General features: G+C 72.5%; 20 protein-coding genes. 11 read left to right on the top strand and 9 right to left on the bottom strand.

The window, feature by feature from the left end; genetic code table 11:
* Positions 1–20 precede the first annotated feature (20 nt).
* Together AB0B97_RS07610 and AB0B97_RS07605 are read left to right on the top strand one after the other, a co-directional pair.
* Positions 21–506 (top strand): SigE family RNA polymerase sigma factor, encoded by a 486-nt coding sequence (locus AB0B97_RS07610; protein ID WP_357491476.1) that lies wholly within the window; start codon positions 21–23, stop codon positions 504–506.
* Positions 503–1,567 carry an LCP family protein gene (locus AB0B97_RS07605; RefSeq protein WP_357491474.1) on the top strand — a complete coding sequence of 355 codons (1,065 nt, stop codon included), beginning with the start codon at positions 503–505 and terminating at the stop codon, positions 1,565–1,567. Before AB0B97_RS07610 ends, AB0B97_RS07605 begins: the two co-directional genes overlap by 4 nt.
* Positions 1,568–1,571: 4 nt before the next feature.
* Here AB0B97_RS07605 and AB0B97_RS07600 read toward each other — a convergent pair whose 3' ends face one another.
* Positions 1,572–1,784: a hypothetical protein gene (locus AB0B97_RS07600; RefSeq protein ID WP_234583131.1), complete on the bottom strand. Its 213-nt coding sequence runs from the start codon at positions 1,782–1,784 to the stop codon at positions 1,572–1,574.
* 122 nt (positions 1,785–1,906) lie between these two features.
* On the opposite strand from AB0B97_RS07600, the gene AB0B97_RS07595 reads away from it, so the two are divergent.
* Both AB0B97_RS07595 and fbaA read left to right on the top strand, forming a co-directional pair.
* A complete protein-coding gene (locus AB0B97_RS07595) occupies positions 1,907–2,290 on the top strand; it encodes a phage holin family protein (RefSeq protein WP_357491471.1) in 384 nt (127 codons plus the stop codon).
* A gap of 136 nt (positions 2,291–2,426) precedes the next feature.
* A complete protein-coding gene (fbaA, locus tag AB0B97_RS07590; protein WP_234583133.1) occupies positions 2,427–3,452 on the top strand; it encodes a class II fructose-bisphosphate aldolase in 1,026 nt (341 codons plus the stop codon).
* Between the two features lie 50 nt (positions 3,453–3,502).
* On the opposite strand, the gene AB0B97_RS07585 is transcribed toward fbaA, so the two are convergent.
* The gene (locus AB0B97_RS07585) at positions 3,503–4,696 is read right to left on the bottom strand and encodes a hypothetical protein (protein WP_357491469.1); all 1,194 of its coding nucleotides are present in this window, start codon (positions 4,694–4,696) and stop codon (positions 3,503–3,505) included.
* Between the two features lie 247 nt (positions 4,697–4,943).
* Between AB0B97_RS07585 and AB0B97_RS07580 the strand changes: the two genes are divergently transcribed.
* Positions 4,944–5,372, top strand: a complete 429-nt coding sequence (locus AB0B97_RS07580; protein ID WP_234583135.1) for a DUF3151 domain-containing protein — start codon at positions 4,944–4,946, stop codon at positions 5,370–5,372.
* A 46-nt stretch (positions 5,373–5,418) separates the two neighbouring features.
* Here AB0B97_RS07580 and AB0B97_RS07575 read toward each other — a convergent pair whose 3' ends face one another.
* Both AB0B97_RS07575 and AB0B97_RS07570 read right to left on the bottom strand, forming a co-directional pair.
* A complete protein-coding gene (locus AB0B97_RS07575; RefSeq protein ID WP_357491467.1) occupies positions 5,419–7,788 on the bottom strand; it encodes a chromosome partitioning protein in 2,370 nt (789 codons plus the stop codon).
* 71 nt (positions 7,789–7,859) lie between these two features.
* Positions 7,860–8,930, bottom strand: a complete 1,071-nt coding sequence (locus tag AB0B97_RS07570) for a hypothetical protein (RefSeq protein ID WP_357491465.1) — start codon at positions 8,928–8,930, stop codon at positions 7,860–7,862.
* Between the two features lie 124 nt (positions 8,931–9,054).
* Between AB0B97_RS07570 and AB0B97_RS07565 the strand changes: the two genes are divergently transcribed.
* The 3 genes from AB0B97_RS07565 (at position 9,055) to purD (ending at position 12,838) form a co-directional block, all read left to right on the top strand.
* Entirely contained in the window at positions 9,055–10,344 is a 1,290-nt protein-coding gene (locus tag AB0B97_RS07565; RefSeq protein WP_234583138.1) for an adenylosuccinate synthase, read from the top strand.
* A 212-nt stretch (positions 10,345–10,556) separates the two neighbouring features.
* Entirely contained in the window at positions 10,557–11,486 is a 930-nt protein-coding gene (locus AB0B97_RS07560) for a type IV toxin-antitoxin system AbiEi family antitoxin domain-containing protein (protein WP_357491462.1), read from the top strand.
* Between the two features lie 101 nt (positions 11,487–11,587).
* The gene (gene purD / locus AB0B97_RS07555; protein WP_357491460.1) at positions 11,588–12,838 is read left to right on the top strand and encodes a phosphoribosylamine--glycine ligase; all 1,251 of its coding nucleotides are present in this window, start codon (positions 11,588–11,590) and stop codon (positions 12,836–12,838) included.
* A 10-nt stretch (positions 12,839–12,848) separates the two neighbouring features.
* Here purD and AB0B97_RS07550 read toward each other — a convergent pair whose 3' ends face one another.
* From AB0B97_RS07550 to AB0B97_RS07540, 3 genes are all read right to left on the bottom strand, one after another.
* On the bottom strand, positions 12,849–14,411 hold the full coding sequence (locus AB0B97_RS07550; protein ID WP_357491458.1) for an AMP-binding protein: 1,563 nt from the start codon (positions 14,409–14,411) through the stop codon (positions 12,849–12,851).
* A gap of 195 nt (positions 14,412–14,606) precedes the next feature.
* Positions 14,607–15,821, bottom strand: coding sequence for an acyl-CoA dehydrogenase family protein (locus AB0B97_RS07545; protein WP_357491456.1), 1,215 nt, complete (start codon positions 15,819–15,821; stop codon positions 14,607–14,609).
* A gap of 1 nt (position 15,822) precedes the next feature.
* Positions 15,823–16,275, bottom strand: a complete 453-nt coding sequence (locus AB0B97_RS07540; protein ID WP_234583143.1) for an SCP2 sterol-binding domain-containing protein — start codon at positions 16,273–16,275, stop codon at positions 15,823–15,825.
* Between the two features lie 68 nt (positions 16,276–16,343).
* On the opposite strand from AB0B97_RS07540, the gene AB0B97_RS07535 reads away from it, so the two are divergent.
* Positions 16,344–16,982, top strand: coding sequence for a TetR/AcrR family transcriptional regulator (locus AB0B97_RS07535; protein WP_357491454.1), 639 nt, complete (start codon positions 16,344–16,346; stop codon positions 16,980–16,982).
* Here the strand turns inward: AB0B97_RS07535 and AB0B97_RS07530 are convergent.
* Positions 16,957–17,622, bottom strand: coding sequence for a VTT domain-containing protein (locus AB0B97_RS07530; RefSeq protein ID WP_357492083.1), 666 nt, complete (start codon positions 17,620–17,622; stop codon positions 16,957–16,959). The two genes, AB0B97_RS07535 and AB0B97_RS07530, sit on opposite strands and share 26 nt — an antisense overlap.
* A 170-nt stretch (positions 17,623–17,792) precedes the next feature.
* On the opposite strand from AB0B97_RS07530, the gene AB0B97_RS07525 reads away from it, so the two are divergent.
* On the top strand, positions 17,793–18,944 hold the full coding sequence (locus AB0B97_RS07525) for a histidine kinase (RefSeq protein ID WP_357491452.1): 1,152 nt from the start codon (positions 17,793–17,795) through the stop codon (positions 18,942–18,944).
* Entirely contained in the window at positions 18,941–19,582 is a 642-nt protein-coding gene (locus AB0B97_RS07520; RefSeq protein ID WP_357491450.1) for a response regulator transcription factor, read from the top strand. The genes AB0B97_RS07525 and AB0B97_RS07520 overlap by 4 nt, the downstream gene beginning before the upstream one ends.
* 40 nt (positions 19,583–19,622) lie before the next feature.
* On the opposite strand, the gene AB0B97_RS07515 is transcribed toward AB0B97_RS07520, so the two are convergent.
* The gene (locus tag AB0B97_RS07515; RefSeq protein WP_357491448.1) at positions 19,623–20,243 is read right to left on the bottom strand and encodes a DedA family protein; all 621 of its coding nucleotides are present in this window, start codon (positions 20,241–20,243) and stop codon (positions 19,623–19,625) included.
* Positions 20,244–20,294 lie beyond the last annotated feature (51 nt).

The raw sequence follows: 20,294 nt of genomic DNA, 5'->3' as shown, positions 1-20,294 counted from the left end.
GCAGGACCCCGGGAGGTGCAGTGACGTACGAGGAGTTCGCGGACACGCGGCTTGCCCCGCTGCTGCGGTACGCGGTGATGCTCACCGGCGATCCGCACCAGGCGCAGGATCTGGTGCAGGAGACGATGGTCCGGGTCCAGCTCAACTGGCGGCGGGTCGTCCGCGCGGACTCGCCCGAGCGGTACGTGCGCCGGATGCTCACCAACCAGTACGTCGACTGGAAACGCGGCTCGTGGATGCGCCGGGTGCTGCTGCGCGGGGAGCCCGACGAGTCCCTGCCGGCGTCGGTCGACCACGCCCAGTCCGCCGTGGACCGGGACCAGATCTGGTCGTGGCTGTCCCGGCTGCCGCGCCGGCAGCGCGCCACTCTCGTGCTGCGCTACTACGAGGACCTACCCGACGCCGAGATCGCCGAAATTCTCGGCTGCGCCGTCGGGACCGTACGTTCGTCCATCTCCCGGGCCCTGGCCACGCTCCGGGCCGAGTATGTGGAGGTTCGCTCATGATCGAGGATGACCTGCGGGCCGCCTTCGCCCGGCACGAGCCGCTGACCCCGCCGACCGGTCCGTTGCGGGCCGCCATCGACCGCCTGGCGATCGGCCGGCGTCGACGCCGTCGCCGCTGGCAGGCCGGTGGCACCGCGCTGGCCCTGCTCGGGGTGCTGGGGCTCGGGGTGCCGCTGTTGACTCCGGAGCGCGCGGGGCCGCCGCCGACCGCCGAGCTGCTCGGTGAGTCGGCTCGGCCGGCACCGTCCGGAGCGCTGAACATCCTGCTGCTCGGCATCGACGGCGACGGGCGGACGGCGGCACGCGCGGACGCGGTCCTGTTGGTGCACATCCCCGCCGACCGCAGCCGCCCCTACCTGGTGTCGCTGCCGCGTGACCTGGGGGTGCCGATTCCGGGCCAGGGAACCGACAAGCTGAACGCCGCGTTCCCGTTCGGCGCCGGTTTCACCCGTCCCGAGCTGACCAAGGGGTACGAGCTGACGCGTCGTACGGTGGCCGAGCTGACCGGGGTCCGGGTGGACGCCGGCGTGGTGCTGACGTACCGCGCGGTGCGCTCGCTTACCGACGCGGTCGGCGGGGTGCCGGTCTGCCTGCCTGAACGGGTTCGCTCCGTCCACACGAAGCGGGTCTTCCCGGCCGGCTGCCAACGTCTCGACGGCGCCGCGTCGGTCGACCTGCTCCGCCAGCGCTACGGTCTGCGAGAGGGAAGTCAGGACCGGGACCGCAACGCCCGGCTCTTCGCCGCCGGGCTGGTCCGCCAGAGCACCGACCAGGGCGTGCTCACCGATCCGGTACGCCTCGCCAAGCTGCTGACCACCGTCGGCCCGGACCTCGTCGTGTCACCCGACCGGGGGGCCCTGCTGGACCTGCTGCGGCTCGCCCCCACGCTGCGATCGGTGGAGCCGGTCGGGTTCGGCCTCCCGGTCGCCTGGCCGACCGGGACGGAGCGCTACCTGCGGACCGACCCGAAGCTCGCGCCGGAGTTCCTGACCGCGCTGCGGGACGACCGGCTCGGCGACTGGACGGCCCGGCACCCGAAGCTGGTCGACGAAGCCCGCTGAGCGGTCAGCGGTAGTCGTCCTCGTCCCCGGTGACCACCCGGGCCTGCTCCATGGCGTCCCAGTCGTCGACCTCCATGCCGCGCTGCGGCTCGACGTCGACGTGGGCCGGGTCGACCACGGTGGCCTGCTCGACCGCGTCGGCCGGCTCCGCCTCGGGGTCGCGTTCGTCGGCGGCGAGGTGGTCGCCGGGGGTGAAGTCCTCATCGGGCTGACCCATGGTCCCTCCCGGGTTCTCGGGGCACGATTCCCACCACCGTACGGGCTGCGTCGACGCGGCGCGCGGAAGCCGAGTCGGCGGAATCAACCCATGACGGCGCGCGCCGATGCCAGGATGGTGCCGTGGGCTTCCTCATCCGACTGGCGATCACCGCTGTCGCGTTGTGGGTGACCACCCTGATCGTGCCCGGCGTCGACGTGCACGGCCGTTCGGGTGGCAACACCGTGCTCACGCTGATCGTGGTGGCGCTCATCTTCGGCGTGATCAACGCGGTGCTCAAGCCGATCATCCGGGTGGTCGGCTGCGTGTTCTACCTGCTGACGCTGGGCCTGTTCGCGCTTGTCGTCAACGCGCTGCTCTTCCTGCTCACCGACCGGATCGCCCGCGGGCTCGACCTGCCGTTCCAGGTGGACGGCTTCTGGCCGGCGTTCTGGGGAGCCATCGTGATGACAGTGGTCACCTGGCTGATCACCGTCATCGTGCCGGACCGTCTGGACACCCGGTGAGCGGCTGACACCCCCCTCGGTTGGTCCTGCCCACCACACCTGCGGGATACTGCCGGGCGGAGGACAGCGCGGTCCGGCGCACAAGTGAACAACAGCGGCCAGCACGGCCGAGAGTGGTAAGTAAGGAGCGCATCACATGCCCATCGCTTCCCCCGAGGCCTACGCGGAGATGCTGGACCGCGCCAAGGCTGGCCGGTACGCGTACCCCGCGATCAACGTGACCTCCTCCCAGACGCTGAACGCGGCGCTCAAGGGCTTCGCCGACGCGGAGAGCGACGGCATCATCCAGGTCTCCACCGGTGGTGCCGAGTACCTGTCCGGTCCCTCGATCAAGGACATGGTCACCGGCGCGGTGGCGTTCGCCGCGTACGCGCACGAGGTGGCCAAGAAGTACCCGGTCAACATCGCGCTGCACACCGACCACTGCCCGAAGGACAAGCTGGACAAGTTCGTCCGGCCGCTGATGGGCATCTCGCAGGAGCGGGTGAAGCGCGGCGAGCAGCCGCTGTACCAGTCGCACATGTGGGACGGGTCGGCCGTGCCGGTCGCCGAGAACCTGCAGATCGCCTCCCAACTCCTCGACGAGGCCGCCAAGGGCAAGATCGTCCTCGAGATCGAGGTTGGCGTCGTCGGTGGCGAGGAGGACGGCGTCGAGAACGCCATCAACGACAAGCTCTACACCACGGTCGAGGACGGCCTGGCCATGGTCGAGGCGCTCGGCCTGGGCGAGAAGGGCCGCTACATGGCGGCGCTGACCTTCGGCAACGTGCACGGCGTCTACAAGCCGGGCAACGTCAAGCTCCGCCCCGAGATCCTCAACCAGATCCAGGAGGCGGTCGGCGCCAAGTACGGCAAGGACAAGCCGCTCAGCCTGGTCTTCCACGGCGGCTCGGGCTCCCTGCTGAGCGAGATCCGCGAGGCTCTCGACTACGGCGTGGTGAAGATGAACATCGACACCGACACGCAGTACGCCTTCACCCGGCCCGTCGCGGACCACATGCTCCGCAACTACGACGGCGTGCTGAAGATCGACGGCGAGGTCGGCAACAAGAAGCAGTACGACCCTCGTACCTGGGGCAAGGCCGCCGAGGCCGGCCTGGCCGCCCGGGTCGTCGAGGCGTGCGAGCACCTGCGCTCCACCGGCACCACGATGTCCAAGTAACGACGTACGCCCGACGGCCGGCTCTCCCCTCGGGGAGCCGGCCGTCGTCGTCAGGTGGTCAACAGGCGGACGGCCTCGTGGACGTCGTCGGTGAGGTGGATCGTCGACGACAGGTCGCCGAACGGCGAGGCGGCCAGCAGCGGACGCAGCAGCGCTTCCACCGGCAACTCCCGCGTCCAGTAGTCACGGTCCAGGAAGATGTACGCGCCGCTGGCCCCATCGGTGCCGTAGTAGGTCTTGGTGGCCGCCTGGAACACCTCCTGCACCGTGCCCGCCCGACCCGGCGCGAAGACGATGCCGCCCCGGGCGAGCCGCAGGATGGTGTCCTCCCGGATCGCGTTCGAGAAGTACTTGGCGATCCGCCCCGCGAACAGGTTCGCCGGCTCGTGCCCGTACAGCCAGGTCGGGATGGCCAGCCCGCCGGCCCGCGCCCACCCGGCGTCCCCGGCGCGCTGGCGGGGCACGCCCGCGTACCGCTGCCGGACCGTCAACGCCGCGGCCGTGTACCGGTGGTGGTCGGTGAAATCGGGCGCGGTGGCCAGCAGGTCGATCGCCGCGGTCAGGTCCGCCGCCGCGTGGTCCGCCAGGTACGCGCCGAGGTTCGCCGCCTCCATCACCCCGGGGCCCCCGCCGGTCACCACCAGCCGGTCGGCCCGCGCCAGCTCCCACCCCAGCACGGCCGCCATCCGGTACGCCGCACTGCCGCGCTGCACGGCGTGACCGCCCATGATGCCGACCACCGACTGCGGCCCGTACCCGCCCAGCCAGGCGCGGGTGGCGTCGGCGAGCGCGTTGTCCACGCCATGGTCGTGCAGCCGCTGACCGAGCGCCTCCTTCACGTCCGGCAGCGCCCCGCCGTGCGCCCGGTAGTGCTCGTACACCCGGGTGTCGTACATCCCGGTGAACCCGCCCTCGGCGAACCCGTCGGCGAGGTCGTCCGGCGTGTAGAGGTGCGACGGCTGGGTCGGGTACGGCAGCCCGGAGAACGGCGGCACCACGTTCGCGCCGCGCCGGACCAGGTCGGCGCCGACCTCCCGGGAGGCGAACCGGCAGCCGACGAAGAGCGTGCCGGTGACCTCGACGCCGGTCAGGTCGGGCACCGGGGTGAGGTCGAGGCGCAGGCCCTGCACGGTCAGCCCGGTCAGGCGGCCGGTGACCAGCTGCCGGTCGAACTCGTCCCGGGTCTGGATCTCGTCGGCGTGCAGGTGGGGCTCGATGACGTCGGTGGGAGGTGGGGTCGGCACCCGGCCATCCTGCCCCTTGGACGAGGCCCGCCAAACCCCGGGCGGGGTGGACGCGACAGGAGCCCGGTGGTCGTGGCCACCGGGCTCCTGCCTAACCGGTTCCTGGGGAGGCTCCGGACCATTAGTTGTAATGGAAAACACCTGGCCGCGGCATAGGCCGCAGGCGTGATGAACTCCTCAGCCGTTCAGCCGAACGCGTCGGCCGACCCGCTCGCGTGTCGCCCTGTCCAGCGGGTTGAATGGGGCGATGCAGAACCTTTTGCCGGAGCCACCGGCCACCCTCCTGCCCGCGAACGACGAGGCCGACGCCGCCCTGGCCGCCGCCCAGGAGGCCGGCACCGACGAGGCGTTCGCCGCGGTGGCGGCCCGCTTCCCGACCTTCAGCGCGGCCTGGGGTGCGCTCGCGGCCCGGGCGTTCGCGGCCGGCGCGGTGGTGACGGGGTACGCGTACGCCCGCACCGGCTACCACCGTGGCCTCGACCAGCTCCGCCGCAACGGCTGGAAGGGCCACGGGCCCGTGCCGTGGTCGCACGAGCCCAACCGGGGCTTCCTCCGCTGCCTGTACGTGCTCTCCCGGGCCGCCGACGAGATCGGCGAGGCCGACGAGGCGGCCCGCTGCGCCCAGTTCCTGCGGGACTGCGACCCGGCTGCGGCGGACGCGCTGGCCAGCAACTGACACCGCCGTCGAAGGCCGGCCCGGAGCCGGGCCGGCCTTCGACGGGCTACAACCCTTCGGCGACAGCGGCGGCGATCTTCAACCAGGCGTCCCGGGTGGCCGAGGAGAGCCCGCCGTACCGGATCGGCTCGCCGCTGTCGATGAGCCGCTCGTACGGCGCCAGCAGCACCGCCCTGGTCCGCGCCGCGAAGTGCTCCTGGATGGCCGGAAGGTCGATTTCCTTGCGCGACGGCGGCATCGACACCACGGTCACCGCCTGCCGGACCAGCCGCTGCCGGCCGCTCTGCTCCAGGTGGTCGAGCATCCGGGCGGCCGTCTCCGCCGAGTCGTTACGGGCCGACATGGTGACCACGAGCTGGTCGGTGGCGTCCATCGACGCCTGCCAGTTCTGCGCCCGCACGTTGTTCCCGGTGTCCACGAAGATCAGCTTGTAGAACCGGCTGACCACCTCGCGGATCTCGGCGAACGCGGCCGCGGTCAGCATCTCGCCACCGGTAGCCGACTCGTCCGAGGCCAGGACGTCGAACATCCCCTCACCCTGCGAGCGGACGTACTGTGATAGGTCACCGACCCGCCCGTGCGCGCCCTGGAACTGCCCGAGGTCGCGCAGCATGTCCCGCACGGTGCGGGAGTGGAAGTCCTGCTGGGCGCGCATGCCGAGCGTGCCCTGGGTCTCGTTGTTGTCCCAGGCCAGCACGTAGCCGCCACGCTTCTGCCCGAACGTCATCGCCAGCAGCAGGATGGCCACCGTCTTGCCGGCGCCGCCCTTCGGGTTCACCACTGTCACCTGCCGCAGCCCACCGAAGTTGCGGCGCACCATCTCGATGTCCCGCTTGAGCTCCTGCTCGTGCCGCCCCGGCGAGAGCCGGACCAGACCGATCTTGTTGACCACCGCGCGTACGCCCATGGTGGCCACCGGGTCGGCGGGCCGTACCTGCCGGCGGCGCGCGAAGTCCTCGGCCGTCGGCGCGGCAGTGGTCTCCGGAGTCCAGGTGGCGTCCGGGTAGCCGGTGGCCGGCACCCGCGCCACCGGGTCGGTCTCCTGGTACTGCTGAGGCGGCGCCGGTGGAACCGCAGCCGCGGCCTGCTGCCAGGGCGGCGGATACCAGCCCGGCGACGGCGGGAACGGCCCCGGCGGCGGGGTCGGCACCGCGCCCTGCTGCGGGGGCTCGACCGGCGCCGGGCCGGCCTGGCCGGGAATCGCCGGCGAGTACGTCTGACCGGCGTACGTCTGGCCGGCGTACGTCTGCCCCGCTCCGGTGCCCTGGTCGACGGCGGGCGGCGGTGGTGGAGGTGGAACGGGCGGCGCGGGAATCGGCGGCGGCGCGACGGTCGCCTGGTCCTCGGTCGACGGGGGTGGGCTGGCCGGACGCTGCGGCGGGTACGCCCAGGGCGACTCGGCCGCCGGCCGTGCCGCCCCGACGGCTGGGCCCTCCTCCCCGGTGCCGGTCGGTCCGCCAGACTGCGCTGCCGGCCCCGCCGCTGTCGAGCCTGCGGTGGTCGGGTCGGTGGTGGCCGGCCCTGCGGTGCTTGGGCCGGCGGTGCTTGGGCCTGCGGTGCTTGGGCCTGCGGCCGGCGGGCCTGCCGTGCCGGGGTCTGTCGTCACCGGCCCTGAGATGGGCGGGCCTGCCGGGGTCGGTCGGTCGGCGGGCGTGGCTGTTGCCGCCGGGCGGTCCAGGGAGAACGGCAGGTCCAGGTCCACGCCGCCCGACGCGGCGGGCGGATCGTTGACCGGACCGGGGACAGGCTCGTCGGCGGACGCCGCTCCGGCTGCGGTGTCTACCGCTCCGGTCGCGGTGCCTGCGGCTGCCGCTGGGGTGCCTGCGGCTCCGGTTGGGGTGGCCGTCGCCTCGGTTGGGGTGGCTCCCGGGCGCGTGCCGGTGGCTGGAGTGCCGGAGGTCGGCGGGAACGTGTCCCTACCCGGCCCGACGAGGGCACCCACCCCCGGCGGTACCGGTGCTGTCGACGGAACGGGAGGCACGGGCGGAGTGGCCGGCGCGGGTGAAGCGGTCGGCGCGGGTGGAGTTGCCGGCGCGTCGGCGGGTGGCCAGCTCGGCTGCGCCGGTGCCCAGCCCGTACGCGCGCCGTTCGGGCCGGTGGCTCCCCAGCCGCTCGGCGGCGGCACCGCCCCGGTCAGGGACGGGTAGTCCGACGGAGACGGCGGTGGCAGGGCCGCCGCCCCCGGCTGCCCGGGAACCGGCGGACGGCCGGTCGGCGGCGCGGCCACCGGCGGCGAGACGGCCGACGACGGCGCGGACGGCGGTGGGCCGCCCCGCTGCTCGGCGACCGCCGCCCACGGCGGCACCACGTCACCCGCGCCCTGCTCGGCCGGATCCGGTGGCCAGAGTGGTTCGATGTCCCGCTCCGGCACCGGCTGCTGGCCGGGCACCTGCGCCCGGTCGGCGTTCTTGTCCATTACGGTTCCTCCCCAGTCCTCCTGCGAGGATAGGCCCACCGGACGACCGGGGCCGGTCGACGCAGTCGGGGTCAGACCACCCAGACCGCCCAGGCACCCGGTTCGATCCACCAGGAGCGCTTGCGGGTCAGCTCACCCTCGACGCCATCGTCGAGGTAGGGCACCTTTCCCTCCCGGGGCAGCACCGACACGGCCCGTCCCCGGGCCCGCCGCACCTCCAGGCGTACCCGCTTGCGTCCCAACGCCGAGCGGACGACCACCGGGACGGCCACCGCGACCTCGACCTGGCCGTCGGCCGGGTCCGGCGCGGCCAGCAGCGCCACGTCGTCGAGCGACGCGTACCCGCCGGCGTTGCCGATCGCGCAGGCCAGCAGCGGTTCGTCGCCGTCGGTGAGGATGGCGTCGTCCACCTCCACCCGGGCCCGCCAGTGCAACGGGCGACCCGCATCATCGGCGGCGCCGAGCAGAGCGCCGTCCAGGGTCACCGAGCCGCCGTCGTTGCGCAGCAGATCCAGCCGGCGTGGCGTGCCGTCCAACACGGCGGCCGCCACGGCCACCGGATCGCGGGGCAGCCCGAGCTGCGCGGCCAGGTCCCGGTGGGTGCCGCCGTGTGCCGGATCGAGAGGGAGTACGGCGACCGGCGGCAGGTCGGGCAGGGTCCGGTCACCGCGCAGGTCAGCCGGACGGCGGCTCGGCGGTGGGGCGTACCGCCGGACGAGCCGGCGCAGCACGGCGCGCAACTGCCCGTCGCTTGCCGTGGCGACGACCAGCCGGGTCTTGCCGTCCGAATCCGGCCAGGTGAGACCGTCCGGGCGGGCCGGACCGTCGAGCTGGGCCAACACCGCGTCGATCTCCGCGTCCGAGCGGGCGGTGACCGTCTGCACCCGGGCGCCCCGGGCGGTCAGGGCATCGGCGCAGGCCAGCACCGGCACCCGGGGTCGATCGGTGGCGCACCGGTCGCCGTCGCCCGACGTCCCGCCGGGGTCGGTGCCGGCGTCGGTCGCCGTGCCACCGGCAGCCCCGTCCGACCCGTTGACGCCGGTGTCGGTCCCGGTCGCGCCGCCGCAGCAGGCCCCGCCGCTGCCACAGCCCCCGGGAGCGTCGCGCTCCGAGGAGAGAGTGAGCAGCACCACGTCGTACACGGAAGGAGCCTCCTGCCTCTCGACGCGACCCCTGCTGGTCGCGCCGTCACTACTTGTTAACCTGACACCCCGGGCTCGCCAACCGGTCGCCACCTGGCACCCGAGCCTTCTGGAGGCGGAAAAGATGCCAGCGATCGTGCTCATCGGCGCTCAGTGGGGCGACGAGGGCAAGGGCAAGGTTACCGACCTGCTGGGTGAGCGGGTCGACTACGTCGTGCGCTACTCCGGCGGCAACAACGCCGGGCACACGGTCATCACCCCGGACGGCCAGAAGTACGCGCTGCACCTGATGCCCTCCGGGGCGCTCTCGCCGAGCGCGATGATCGTCATCGGCAACGGCGTGGTCGTCGACCCGAAGGTGCTGCTCGCCGAGATCGACGGTCTCGCCGAGCGCGGGGTGGACGTGTCCCGGCTGCGGATCTCCGGCGACGCGCACCTCATCATGCCGCACCACCGGGCACTGGACCGGGTGGTCGAGCGGTACCTCGGCTCGTCCCGGATCGGCACCACCGGCCGGGGCATCGGCCCGGCGTACGGCGACAAGGTCGCCCGGATGGGCATTCGACTCCAGGACCTGCTCGACCCGGGCATCCTGCGCAAGAAGCTGGAACTCGCGCTGCGCGAGAAGAACCAGATGCTGTTCAAGGTCTACAACCGCAAGGCGATCGACCTCGAGGCCACCGTCGAGGAGTACCTGGAGTACGCGGAGCGGCTCAAGCCGTACATCGCCGAGACCCGGGCCATGCTCTGGGACGCGCTGGACCGGGGCGAGACGGTGCTGCTGGAGGGCGCCCAGGCGACCATGCTCGACATGGACCACGGCACGTACCCCTTCGTGACGTCGTCCAACCCGACGGCCGGTGGCGCCTGCGTGGGCGCCGGCATCCCGCCGACCGCGATCAACCAGGTGATCGCGGTGAGCAAGGCGTACACCACCCGGGTCGGCTCGGGCCCGTTCCCGACCGAGCTGTTCGACGCCAACGGCGCGCACCTGCGCAAGATCGGCGCGGAGTACGGCACCACCACCGGCCGGGAGCGCCGGTGCGGGTGGTTCGACGCGGTCGTGGCCCGGTACGCCTGCCGCCTCAACGGCGTCACCGACCTGGTCATCACCAAGCTGGACGTGCTCACCGGGCTGCCCAAGGTGCCGATCTGCGTCGGCTACGAGATCAACGGCAAGCGCGTCGACGACATGCCGATGAGCCAGACGGACTTCCACCACGCCACCCCGGTGTACGAGGAGCTCGACGGGTGGTGGGAGGACATCACCAAGGCCCGCACCGTCGACGAGCTGCCGGAGAACGCCCGCCGCTACATCGCCCGCGTAGAGGAACTCTGCAACACGAGGGTGAGCGTCATCGGCGTGGGCCCAGGCCGAGAAGAAAACGTAGTCCAACACCCCCTCCTCCCCTAACCCCAACCCACCCCGGGCCCCCCGCCCCCGCGCCCCCCGGCCTCCCGGCCCCCGCCCCGCCCCGGTGATCATGAAGTTATTGCCACCCGTTCCGGCGTGTCGTGGCAATAACTTCATGATCAACAAAGGCGGGGGCGCCTGGTTATCCACAGGGAAGCGCTGGTTGTCCACAGGGGTGTGTCTGGGGTTCCCCGGTGGGTCAGGGTGGCCGGGTGGATGCCTTGGACGCGGTACGGCGGGTTGCCTCCGCACGGGACGGGATTGTGACGCTCAGGCAGGCGCGAGCCGCCGGTTTCACCACCCACGAAGTGCAACGGCTCTGTCGCGCGGGCCGTTGGCGCGTCGTGGCGCGTGGCAGCTACCTGGTGGACGCCGACCTGTATGACGGGGTGCCCCGACGGGCGCGGATCAGGGCGGCGTTGGAATCCTTTGGGCCGTCGGCCGGCGCAGTGCTCGCAACAGCCGCCGAACTGCACGGGATGGCTGGTCTGAAGGCCACCGATGTGATCCACCTGTCGGTGCCTGGCCCGGTCGCCAGGCCAGCCCGGATCGCTCATCCGGAGGTGGTGGTTCATCAGCTGGTCGTTCCGTCCGGGCAGTTTGTCCGGGTGGACGGGCTCACCGTGACCGAACCGCTCCGGACCCTTGCCGACGTGAGCCTGCGGGTTGATCGTTTCTCGGCGGTGAGTGTGCTGGACTCGGCATTGAACCGTCGGTTGGTGACCGCCGAAGATCTGCTCTCCTTCCCGCGCCTGATCCGCGGGCGGCGTGGCGCGGTCGCGGCACGCGGCTTCCTCAGCGAGGTGGACGGGCGGGCGCAGTCGCCACTCGAGACGCGTGCCCGACTCCGATGCGTCGACGGCAGAGTGCCGCCCGATGCGCTGCAACTTGAGGTGCGTGACGACGACGGCTATCTGCTGGGCATCGGTGATCTCGCGTGGCGTCGCCACCGGATCATCGCCGAGGCCGATGGTCGAGGCCCGCACGGTCTGCCGGAAGCCGTGTTCGCCGACCGGCGACGCCAGAACCGCCTGGTGAACGCCGGCTGGACGGTCCTCCGATTCACCTGGCAGGACACCCTGCGCCCCGATTACATCCCGTGGACGGTCCGCCAGGCAATGGCCGCGGCCCGAGTTTGTTGATCATGAAGTTGTTGCCACGACACGCCGCGACAGCGGGCAATAACTTCATGATCACCGGCGCGATGCGCGGCGGTGGGTGGGGCGGCCAGTAGGATGCCGTCGTGCGGGTTCTCTTGGTGGGTGGTGGTGGGCGGGAGCATGCTCTCGCGCTCGGGTTGGAACGCGATCCGGCTGTTTCGGCGCTGATTGCCGCGCCTGGTAATCCGGGCATCGCCTCGGTTGCCGAGTTGCGGGCCGTCACCGCGACCGACCCGGCCGCTGTCGCCGCGCTGGCCGTGGAGACCGCGGCTGACCTGGTGGTGATCGGGCCGGAGGCGCCGCTGGTCGCCGGTGTCGCCGACGCGGTACGCGCCAAGGGCATCGCCGTGTTCGGCCCGTCGGCCGAGGCCGCCCAGTTGGAGGGCTCCAAGGCGTTCGCCAAGGACGTGATGACCGCCGCCGGTGTGCCGACCGCCCGGGCGTACGTCTGCACGGACGAGGAGACCACCGCGCGGGCGCTTGACGAGTTCGGCGCCCCGTACGTGGTGAAGGACGACGGTCTGGCCGCCGGCAAGGGCGTGGTGGTGACCGACGACCGGTCCGCCGCGTTGGCGCACGCCGCCGAGTGTGGCCGGGTGGTGATCGAGGAGTTCCTCGACGGTCCGGAGGTCAGCCTGTTCGTGGTCACCGACGGTGAGGCGGCGCTGCCGCTGCTGCCCGCACAGGACTTCAAGCGGATCGGCGACGGCGACACCGGCCCGAACACCGGCGGCATGGGCGCGTACGCGCCGCTGCCCTGGGCCCCGCCCGGTCTGGTCGACGACGTCATGCGCGACGTGGTCCACCCCACCCTGGCGGAGTTGCGCCGTCGGGGCACGCCATTCGCGGGCCTGCTCTACGTGGGCCTCGCGATGACCGCCGCCGGTCCTCGGGTGATCGAGTTCAACGCGCGCTTCGGCGACCCGGAGACCCAGGTCGTGCTCGCCCTGCTGGAGACCCCGCTGGGTGGGCTGTTGCACGCGGCGGCCACCGGCACGCTTGCCGAGCACCCGCCGCTGCGCTGGCGCGACGGCGCGGCGGTGACCGTGGTGGTCGCCGCGCAGGGCTACCCGGCCGCGCCGCGCACCGGCGACGTGATCACCGGCGCGGACCGGCCGGGCATCATCCACGCGGGCACCGCCCGCCGGGCGAGCGACGGCGCGTTGCTGTCCGCCGGCGGTCGGGTCCTCTGCGGTACGGCCACCGGCCCCGACCTGGCGAGTGCCCGGGATGCGGCGTACGCGTTGGTGGACGGGGTGGAGTTGGCCGGCTCGCAGCACCGCACCGACATCGCCACCGCCGCGGTCGAGGGTCGGATCACGATCCCGGGCTGAGGCTGGCGCCTCAGCCGTAGTAGCGGCGTAGTTCCCGGGCGAGCACCTTGCCGGTGGCGTTGCGGGGCAGGTACTTCACGAAGACCACGTCGCGGGGTACGGAGAAGCGGGCCAGGTAGCGCCGGACGTACTCGCGGACCGCCTCGGCGTCGAGGGTCTCGCCGGGGTGCAGGGCGAGGAACGCGGCCAGTCGCTGGCCGTACTCGGGATCGGGTACGCCGATCACGGCGGCCTCGCGGACCTGCGGTAGCTGGGCGAGCAGGTCCTCCACCTCGGATGGGAACACGTTCTCGCCGCCGGAGACGATCATGTCGTCGGCCCGACCGTCGACGAAGAGCAACCCGTCGGCGTTGAGCCGGCCGAGGTCGCCGGTGTCGAGCAGGCCGTCGCGGCTCTCCCGGCTGGCGCCGGAGGTGTAGCCCTCGAAGAGCATCTCGTTGCCGACGAAGATGCGGCCGACCTGACCTTTCGGTATCGGCTGGCCGTCGGCGTCGAGGATTTCCAGGCGGGTGCCGTGCGGTGGCCGGCCGGCAGTGGTGGGTGCCTGGCGCAGGTCCGGGGGACCGGCGATGGACGCCCAGGAGACCTCGGTGGAGCCGTAGAGGTTGTAGAGGACGTCTCCGTACACGTCCATGAACTTGGGGGCGAGCCCGCCGGGCAGTGCCGATCCGCTGACCGCGACGACCTTGAGTGCGGGGCGCGGGTCCGGTGGGGGCACTTCCAGCAGCCGTTGGAGCATCACGGGTACGGCGAAGAGGGCGTCGCAGCGGTGTGCCACCAGGGCGGCGAGCGTGGCGGCCGGGTCGAAGCGGCGGTGCAGCACGATGGTGGCCCGCAACGCGAAGCACACCTGCAGGGCGGCGAATCCCCAGGTGTGGAAGATTGGGGCGGCGATCAGCACGCGGTTCTTGGCGTGCAGCGGGATGCGGTCGATGATGGACACGAGTGGCCCGAAACCGCTGGGTGTGGGCCGGCGGGCGCCCTTGGGGGCGCCGGTGGTGCCCGAGGTGAGCACGATGATCCGGCCGTCGCGCTCCGGCGGGCGCAGCTCGCCGGGGAGCGCTCCGGCCACCAGTTCCTCGCGGGCGCGCTCGTCGAGGCGGGGCAGTTCGGCGGGGAGGCCGAGGACCCGTTCGGCGAACTCGTCGTCGTGCACCAGCAGCCGTAGCCGCTGCTCCTCGGCGACGGTGGACAGCTGGGCGGCGGAGAGCCCGGTGTTGACCAGGACCGCGTCGACGCCGAGCAGGGTCGCCGCGACGATGGTCTCGATCAGGCCGTGGTGGTTGCGGCACAGCACGCCGATCCGGTCCCCGGCCTGTACGCCGAGCCCGGACCGCATCGACCGGGCCATCCGTTCGGCCCGGTGCAGGAGCGCCTGGTAGGTCAGCTCGACGCCGTCCTCGTCGATGATCGCCGGTCGGCCGGGGTCTCGGGCGGCTGCCTGGCGTAGTTCGCCGGCGAGACTCCACCCCCAGGTGCGCAAGGCGTTGAGCTGCGAGGCGATTCGGACCGGGCGGCCCGGCGTGAGCAGCCCGCGACGGGTCAGCGTGGCGACGACGAACGGCAGGTCCATGCCGCAGACCTCCTTGGGGTGGTACGCGGACAGGCAGGTGACTCCCGTCCGGCAGGGCGTTCTTCCTTGATCATGCACCCGACGCGGCACCAGGCCCAGCCAGCATCGGCGTGGGGTGACGAAGACGGCACGGATAGGTAGGACGCCGCCCCTGGCCCGGCCGGCGGTCGGGCCAGGGGGTGGCTGACCGGAGGCTCAGCGGATCTGCGTGCCGGAGATCGCCCGGGAGATCACCAGTCGCTGGATCTCGGACGTACCCTCGAAGATGGTGTAGATCTTGGCGTCGCGGTACCAGCGTTCGACGGGGTGGTCGCGCAGGAAGCCGGCCCCGCCGAGCAGCTGCACCGCCTTCTCGGTGACCGACACCGCCACCTCGCCGGCCTTGAGCTTGGACATCGAGCCCTCGCCCGCCGTGAACGGGCGGTTGTTGCGGCCCATCCAGGAGGCCCGCCAGACCAGCAGCCGGGCCGCGTCAATCTCCGTCCGCATGTCGGCAAGCGCGAACGCGACAGCCTGGTTCTCGATGATCGGCCGTCCGAACTGGACCCGGTCCTTCGCGTAGTCCAACGCGTACTCGTAGGCGGCCCGGGCCACGCCGAGCGCCTGCGCGCCGACGGTGGGTCGGGACAGCTCGAAGGTGCGCATCGCGGCCTGCCCGCTGGCCCGTTGCCCGGAGCGGGCGCGGTCCAGGCGTTCCAGCAGGGCGTCGCGTCCGCCGAGCAGGCAGCGGCCGGGTACGCGTACCTCGTCGAGGAAGACGTCGGCGGTGTGGGACGCGCGCAGGCCGAGTTTGCGCAGCTTGCGGGTCGCGGCCAGGCCGGGGGTGCCGGGCGGTACGACGAACGCGGCCTGGCCCCGGGAGCCGAGCGTGGGGTCGACCGAGGCGGTGACCACGTGCACGCCGGCGATGCCGCCGTTGGTGGCGTACGCCTTCTGGCCGTTGAGCACCCACTCGTCGGTGGCCTCGTCGTAGACGGCCCGGGTGCGCATGGCGCCGACGTCGGAGCCGGCCTCGGGCTCGCTGGTGCAGAACGCGGCGACGGCCGGCGAGTCCACGTCGCCGAAGCACTGTGGCACCCACTCGACCATCTGGTCGGGGGTGCCGGCGCCGTAGATGGCGGCGACGGCGAGCGAGGTGCCGAAGATGCTCAGGCCGATGCCGGCGTCACCCCAGAAGAGTTCCTCGCTGGCGATCGGCAGGGAGAGCCCGGTCGGGTCGGCCCAGCAGGTGGCGAGGAACTCGAAGCCGTAGAGGCCGACTTTCGCGGCCTCCTGGATCACCGGCCACGGGGTGTCCTCGCGCTCGTCCCACTCGGCGGCGGCCGGGCGCACGACCTCGGCTGCGAAGCCGTGCACCCAGTCGCGTAGATCCCGCTGTTCCTCGTTCAGGTCAAGCGAGAACTCAGCCATGTCAGGCCTTGGGGATGTCGAACAGGTTGGCGATGTTGGCGGCGAGGCCGAGGTCGCCCTTCGCCTTCAGCTTGCCGGTCATGAACATCATCACCGGGTTGGCGCCACCGGAGACGATCTTCAGGAACTCGACCGGGCCCATGGTGAGGGCCAGCTTCGGGTCGTGCTGCGGAGTCTCGTTCACCTCGCACTTGCCGTCGGCGATGACCACCTCGTAGGTGTCGCTGCCGCCGTCCGGACGACCGGTGATGATCCAGTGGATGACCGCGTTGGTGGAGCCGGCCCGGTCCGCGCGGAACAGCGACGGCATCCGGCCGAACACCTCACCGAGGACCTTGCCGCGCAGGTCACCGGACATCACCTGGGCGATCTTGTCGTCCGGGGTGGACTTGACCAGCTGGGCGAACTCCTTGGGGCCGACGTTGGCGAAGGTGGCCGGGTCGAAGTCAGTCATGAGATGTGCCTTCCGGAAGATTTGGCTACTCGCGCGTAACCCTACGCACGAGTAGGTATGCTCGCAAGGTGTCCAGTGTCCCCGCCTTCAAGCGCCTGCCCCGCGCCGTCCGCGAGCAGCAGATGCTCGACGCGGCAGTGAAGGTCTTCTCCCGGCGCGGCTTCCACGCCGCAAGCATGGACGAGATCGCGGAGGACGCCGGCATCTCCAAGCCCATGGTGTACGCGTACCTCGGGACGAAGGAAGAGCTGTTCGTCGCCTGCCTGCACCGGGAGGGCACCCGGATGATGCAGGCCATCGCCGGCGCCGCCGCCCCCGACCTGCCGGCCGACGAGCGGCTGTGGCGTGGCCTGCGGGCGTTCTTCGGCTTCGTCGGCGCGCACCGCGACGGCTGGGCGGTGCTCTACCGGCAGGCCCGGGGCGAGCAGCCGTTCGCCGGAGAGCTGGCCAGCATGCGGGCCCGGCTGGTCGAGGTGGTCGCCGGGATGCTCGACCACGCGCTGCGCGCCGAGGGCCGCGAGATCGCCGCCATCGACCTGGAGGTCGTCGCGTACGCCCTGGTCGGCGCGACCGAGTCACTTGCCGACTGGCTCGCCGACCACCCGGACGCCGACCCGGAGAAGACGGCCACCCGGATGATGAACGTGGCCTGGCTCGGCGCCGCCCAACTGCTGCACGGCGTCACCTGGCGTCCGCCGGCCGACTGACGGTCCCGACGGAGGCAGCGTCGGTGCCCGGCTCGCCGGCCCGCGCCGCGCGGTGCCGCCCGTGGAGCCAGCGAACCACCTCGACGACCACAGTCACCGTCAGGGCGAGGCCCAGACCGAGCAGGAGGCCACGCAGCGGGTCCTGCTCGAAGGCCAGCCCGCCGACGTAGCCGACCAGCGCCGAGTAGAGCCCCCACGAGCCGGCGGCCAGCGCGTCGAAGGCCAGGAACCGTCGCCGGGGATAACGCACCGCGCCCATGGTGAGGGTGACCGCGGTCCGGCCGCCCGGGATGTAGCGGGCCACGGTGAGGATCAGACCGCCCCGGGTGGCGATCCCCCGCCGGGCCCGGTCGATGGCGGCCCGGCGTCGACCGTCGGACGGCAGCCGGTCGAGCAGTCGCCCTCCACCGCCCCGCCCGATGGCGTACGAGACGTGGTCGCCGACCAGCGCGCCGGCGGCGGCCACCACGATGACCGCCGGCAGGTACGGCGCTCCCGAGGCGGCGAACACCCCGGCCGTGATCACTGCCGTCTCGCTCGGCACGACCGGGAAGAAGCCGTCGAGCACGGCGATCGCGAAGATCGCCAGGTACACCCAGGGCGAGGACATCGTGTCGTGCAGCAGGGCCAGCAGATCCATGATCCCGATGCTCGTGCGGGCGGCGGCCGCTGCCATCGGCCAAGGGTCAGGTGGGCGGCACTACTTAGGTAGCGGCCGGCCCGGACCGCGCGTCGGGGTCATCCCCCACCTCACCCGGGTCCGGCGCCACGGGCCGGTGCGATCGGCCGGTTGAGCCCTAGGCTCGCTGGGTGGCCTCCAGCGCCCTCGCCCTCCGGCGGGTCGTCCACCGGTACGCCCCGCAGATGCTCGCCGTCCTGGTCGCCGCGGCCGTCTGGGCCAGCGCGACAGGTGACATCGGGGTCCGTTCGCCGCTGCCGGGCGCGGTCGTGCTGCTGATCGCGCTGGGCTCGGCGGGGGCGGCCGGCATGATCCGCGCTCGCCGCTGGCCGTTGTTCCTGGCCGCGGCGGTCGGCTGGCTGGTGCTCGCCGCGGCGGCCGCCGGGGTGCTGGCCTCGTACCAGGCGGGTCTGCGGTTACGCGGTCGCCAACTCGCCGGCTACCTCGCCGGTGCGGCACTGGTGCTGACCGGTGGGGTGCTGGTCGGCCTGGCGGTGGGTGGTGTACGCCGGATCACCACCGCCACCAGCGGCAACGTGCTGCTGCTCGCCGCCTGTCTGGTCGGGCTGCCGTTGGTCTTCGGCCTCTGGGTGCGGGCCCGTCAGGACACGCTCGCCGCTCTGCGGGACCGCGCCGAACGGCTGGAACGCGAGCAGGAGGCGCGCGCCGACCGGGTTCGCGCCGAGGAGCGGACCCGGATCGCCCGGGAGATGCACGACGTGGTGGCACACCGGGTCTCGCTGATGGTGGTGCATGCCGGCGCGCTGGAGGTGACCGCCGTGGACCCGGGGACCGTCGAGGCCGCCGCGCTGATCCGGACGACCGGCCGGCAGGCGCTCACCGACCTGCGCGAGGTGCTGGGTGTGCTGCGCCAGACCGACCCGGCGGTGACGCCGGAGCGAGGGCTCGACACCTTGGACGAGTTGATCGGGGAGTCCCGTGCCGCCGGGCTCCGGGTGTCCCGGCAGGACGAGGGCGTGCCGACGGCACTACCCGCGACGCTGGGGCGCACCGCGTACCGGGTGGTTCGCGAGGCGCTGACCAACGTGCGCAAGCACGCGGCCGACGCCGAGACGACGGTCTGTCTGCGCTATCTGCCCGACGGGCTGGAGGTGCTGGTCCGCAACGGCCCGTCCGAGGGGACGTCGGCGCTGCCCGGTGCCGGGCAGGGGCTGCTCGGGCTGCGTGAGCGGGTGGAGTTGCTCGGCGGCCGGTTGGAGGCAGCTCCCGTGGACGGTGGTTTCCTGGTCCGGGCCCTGATCCCGCTGGCGGGTGCGGCGTGATCCGGGTGGTGGTGGTCGACGACGAGCAACTGGTTCGTGCCGGGTTGCGGTTGATCCTGGAGGCCGCCGAGGACATCACCGTCGTCGGCGAGGCGGCCGACGGCGTTGGCGCGCTGGAGAAGGCCAAGCGGTTACGCCCCGACGTGGTGCTGCTCGACGTGCGGATGCCGGGCGTCGACGGGCTGACCGTCGCGCCCGAGGTGGTCGCCGCCGGCCCGAAGGTGATCATGTTGACCACCTTCGACCTCGACGAGTACGTACACCGGGCGCTGCGGGCCGGCGCGGTCGGCTTCCTGCTCAAGGACACCCCGCCCCGCGAGCTGGCCTCCGCCGTCCGGACGGTGGCCGCTGGGAACGCGATGCTCGCCCCGACGGTGACCCGGCGTCTGATCAGCTCGTTCGCCGAGCGTGGTCCGGCCCGCCGGGACGCGGCCCGGGAGCGGTTGGCGCCGCTTACCGAGCGGGAGTTGGCGATCGTCCGGGAGGTGGCGCGGGGGCTCGGCAACGCGGAGATCGCCCGGCGGCTGACGATGAGCGAGGCGACAGTGAAGGCACACGTCAGCCGGGCGCTGGCGAAACTGCACGCGGGCAACCGGGTGCAGCTGGCCATCCTGGTGCACGATGCCGATCTGCTGTGAGGCGTCCCGGGCGGCGACGCAGCGGACGACCGCGTGACTGTCAGCGGCGGGCGGCGGCCCGGCGGTGCGCTCGACGGCGCAGCCAACGGATTCCCTCCAGTCCGAACGTGATGATCAGCGAGACCCCCACACCGACCAGTACGCCCTTCACCGGCTCACGTTCGAAGGCCAGCCCGCCGAAGTAGCCGAGCAGCCCGCAGTACAGCGCCCAGGTGACCGCGCCGATGCTGTCGTACAGCAGGAACGCCCGGCGGGGATAGCGCACCGCGCCCATGGTGAGGGTGACCGCGGTCCGGCCGCCCGGCACGTAGCGGCTGGTGGTCAGGATGACGCCGCCGCGCCGGTCCACGGCCCGGCGGGCCCAGTCGGAGCCGGCCCGCCGCCGGCTGCCGTCGGGCAGCCGGGCCAGCCGGTGTGCCCCGCCGCCGCGACCGATGGCGTAGGAGATGTGGTCGCCGACCAGCGCGCCGACGGCGGCGCTCACGATCACCAGAGTCAGGCTGGGGTGCCCGTCGCTCGCCGCGAGCACCCCGGCGGTGATCACCGCGGCCTCGCCCGGCACCGCGGGGAAGAACGCGTCGACAGCGGTGAGCCCGAAGATCAACAGGTAGACCCACGGCGACGTGACCGTCCCACGGAGGAGGTCGAGCAGGACGTCCATGCCCCCATGCTCGGGGGCTCGGCGGCGGTCGGTGCCGCTTCGCCGACATTG

It is taken from the genome of Micromonospora sp. NPDC049004, assembly GCF_040649315.1.
Classification (GTDB): domain Bacteria; phylum Actinomycetota; class Actinomycetes; order Mycobacteriales; family Micromonosporaceae; genus Micromonospora.
Note: the sequence above shows the minus strand (reverse complement) of the source record. Positions and strands in the feature narration are given on the sequence as shown.

Coding starts and splice junctions, on each gene's coding strand:
- AB0B97_RS07540 (WP_234583143.1), bottom strand. CDS start 16,275: ATGACTGACTTCGACCCGGCCACCTTCGCCAACGTCGGCCCCAAGGAG.
- AB0B97_RS07515 (WP_357491448.1), bottom strand. CDS start 20,243: ATGGACGTCCTGCTCGACCTCCTCCGTGGGACGGTCACGTCGCCGTGG.
- AB0B97_RS07580 (WP_234583135.1), top strand. CDS start 4,944: ATGCAGAACCTTTTGCCGGAGCCACCGGCCACCCTCCTGCCCGCGAAC.
- AB0B97_RS07600 (WP_234583131.1), bottom strand. CDS start 1,784: ATGGGTCAGCCCGATGAGGACTTCACCCCCGGCGACCACCTCGCCGCC.
- fbaA (WP_234583133.1), top strand. CDS start 2,427: ATGCCCATCGCTTCCCCCGAGGCCTACGCGGAGATGCTGGACCGCGCC.
- AB0B97_RS07550 (WP_357491458.1), bottom strand. CDS start 14,411: ATGGACCTGCCGTTCGTCGTCGCCACGCTGACCCGTCGCGGGCTGCTC.
- AB0B97_RS07530 (WP_357492083.1), bottom strand. CDS start 17,622: ATGGATCTGCTGGCCCTGCTGCACGACACGATGTCCTCGCCCTGGGTG.
- AB0B97_RS07565 (WP_234583138.1), top strand. CDS start 9,055: ATGCCAGCGATCGTGCTCATCGGCGCTCAGTGGGGCGACGAGGGCAAG.
- AB0B97_RS07605 (WP_357491474.1), top strand. CDS start 503: ATGATCGAGGATGACCTGCGGGCCGCCTTCGCCCGGCACGAGCCGCTG.
- AB0B97_RS07545 (WP_357491456.1), bottom strand. CDS start 15,821: ATGGCTGAGTTCTCGCTTGACCTGAACGAGGAACAGCGGGATCTACGC.
- AB0B97_RS07575 (WP_357491467.1), bottom strand. CDS start 7,788: ATGGACAAGAACGCCGACCGGGCGCAGGTGCCCGGCCAGCAGCCGGTG.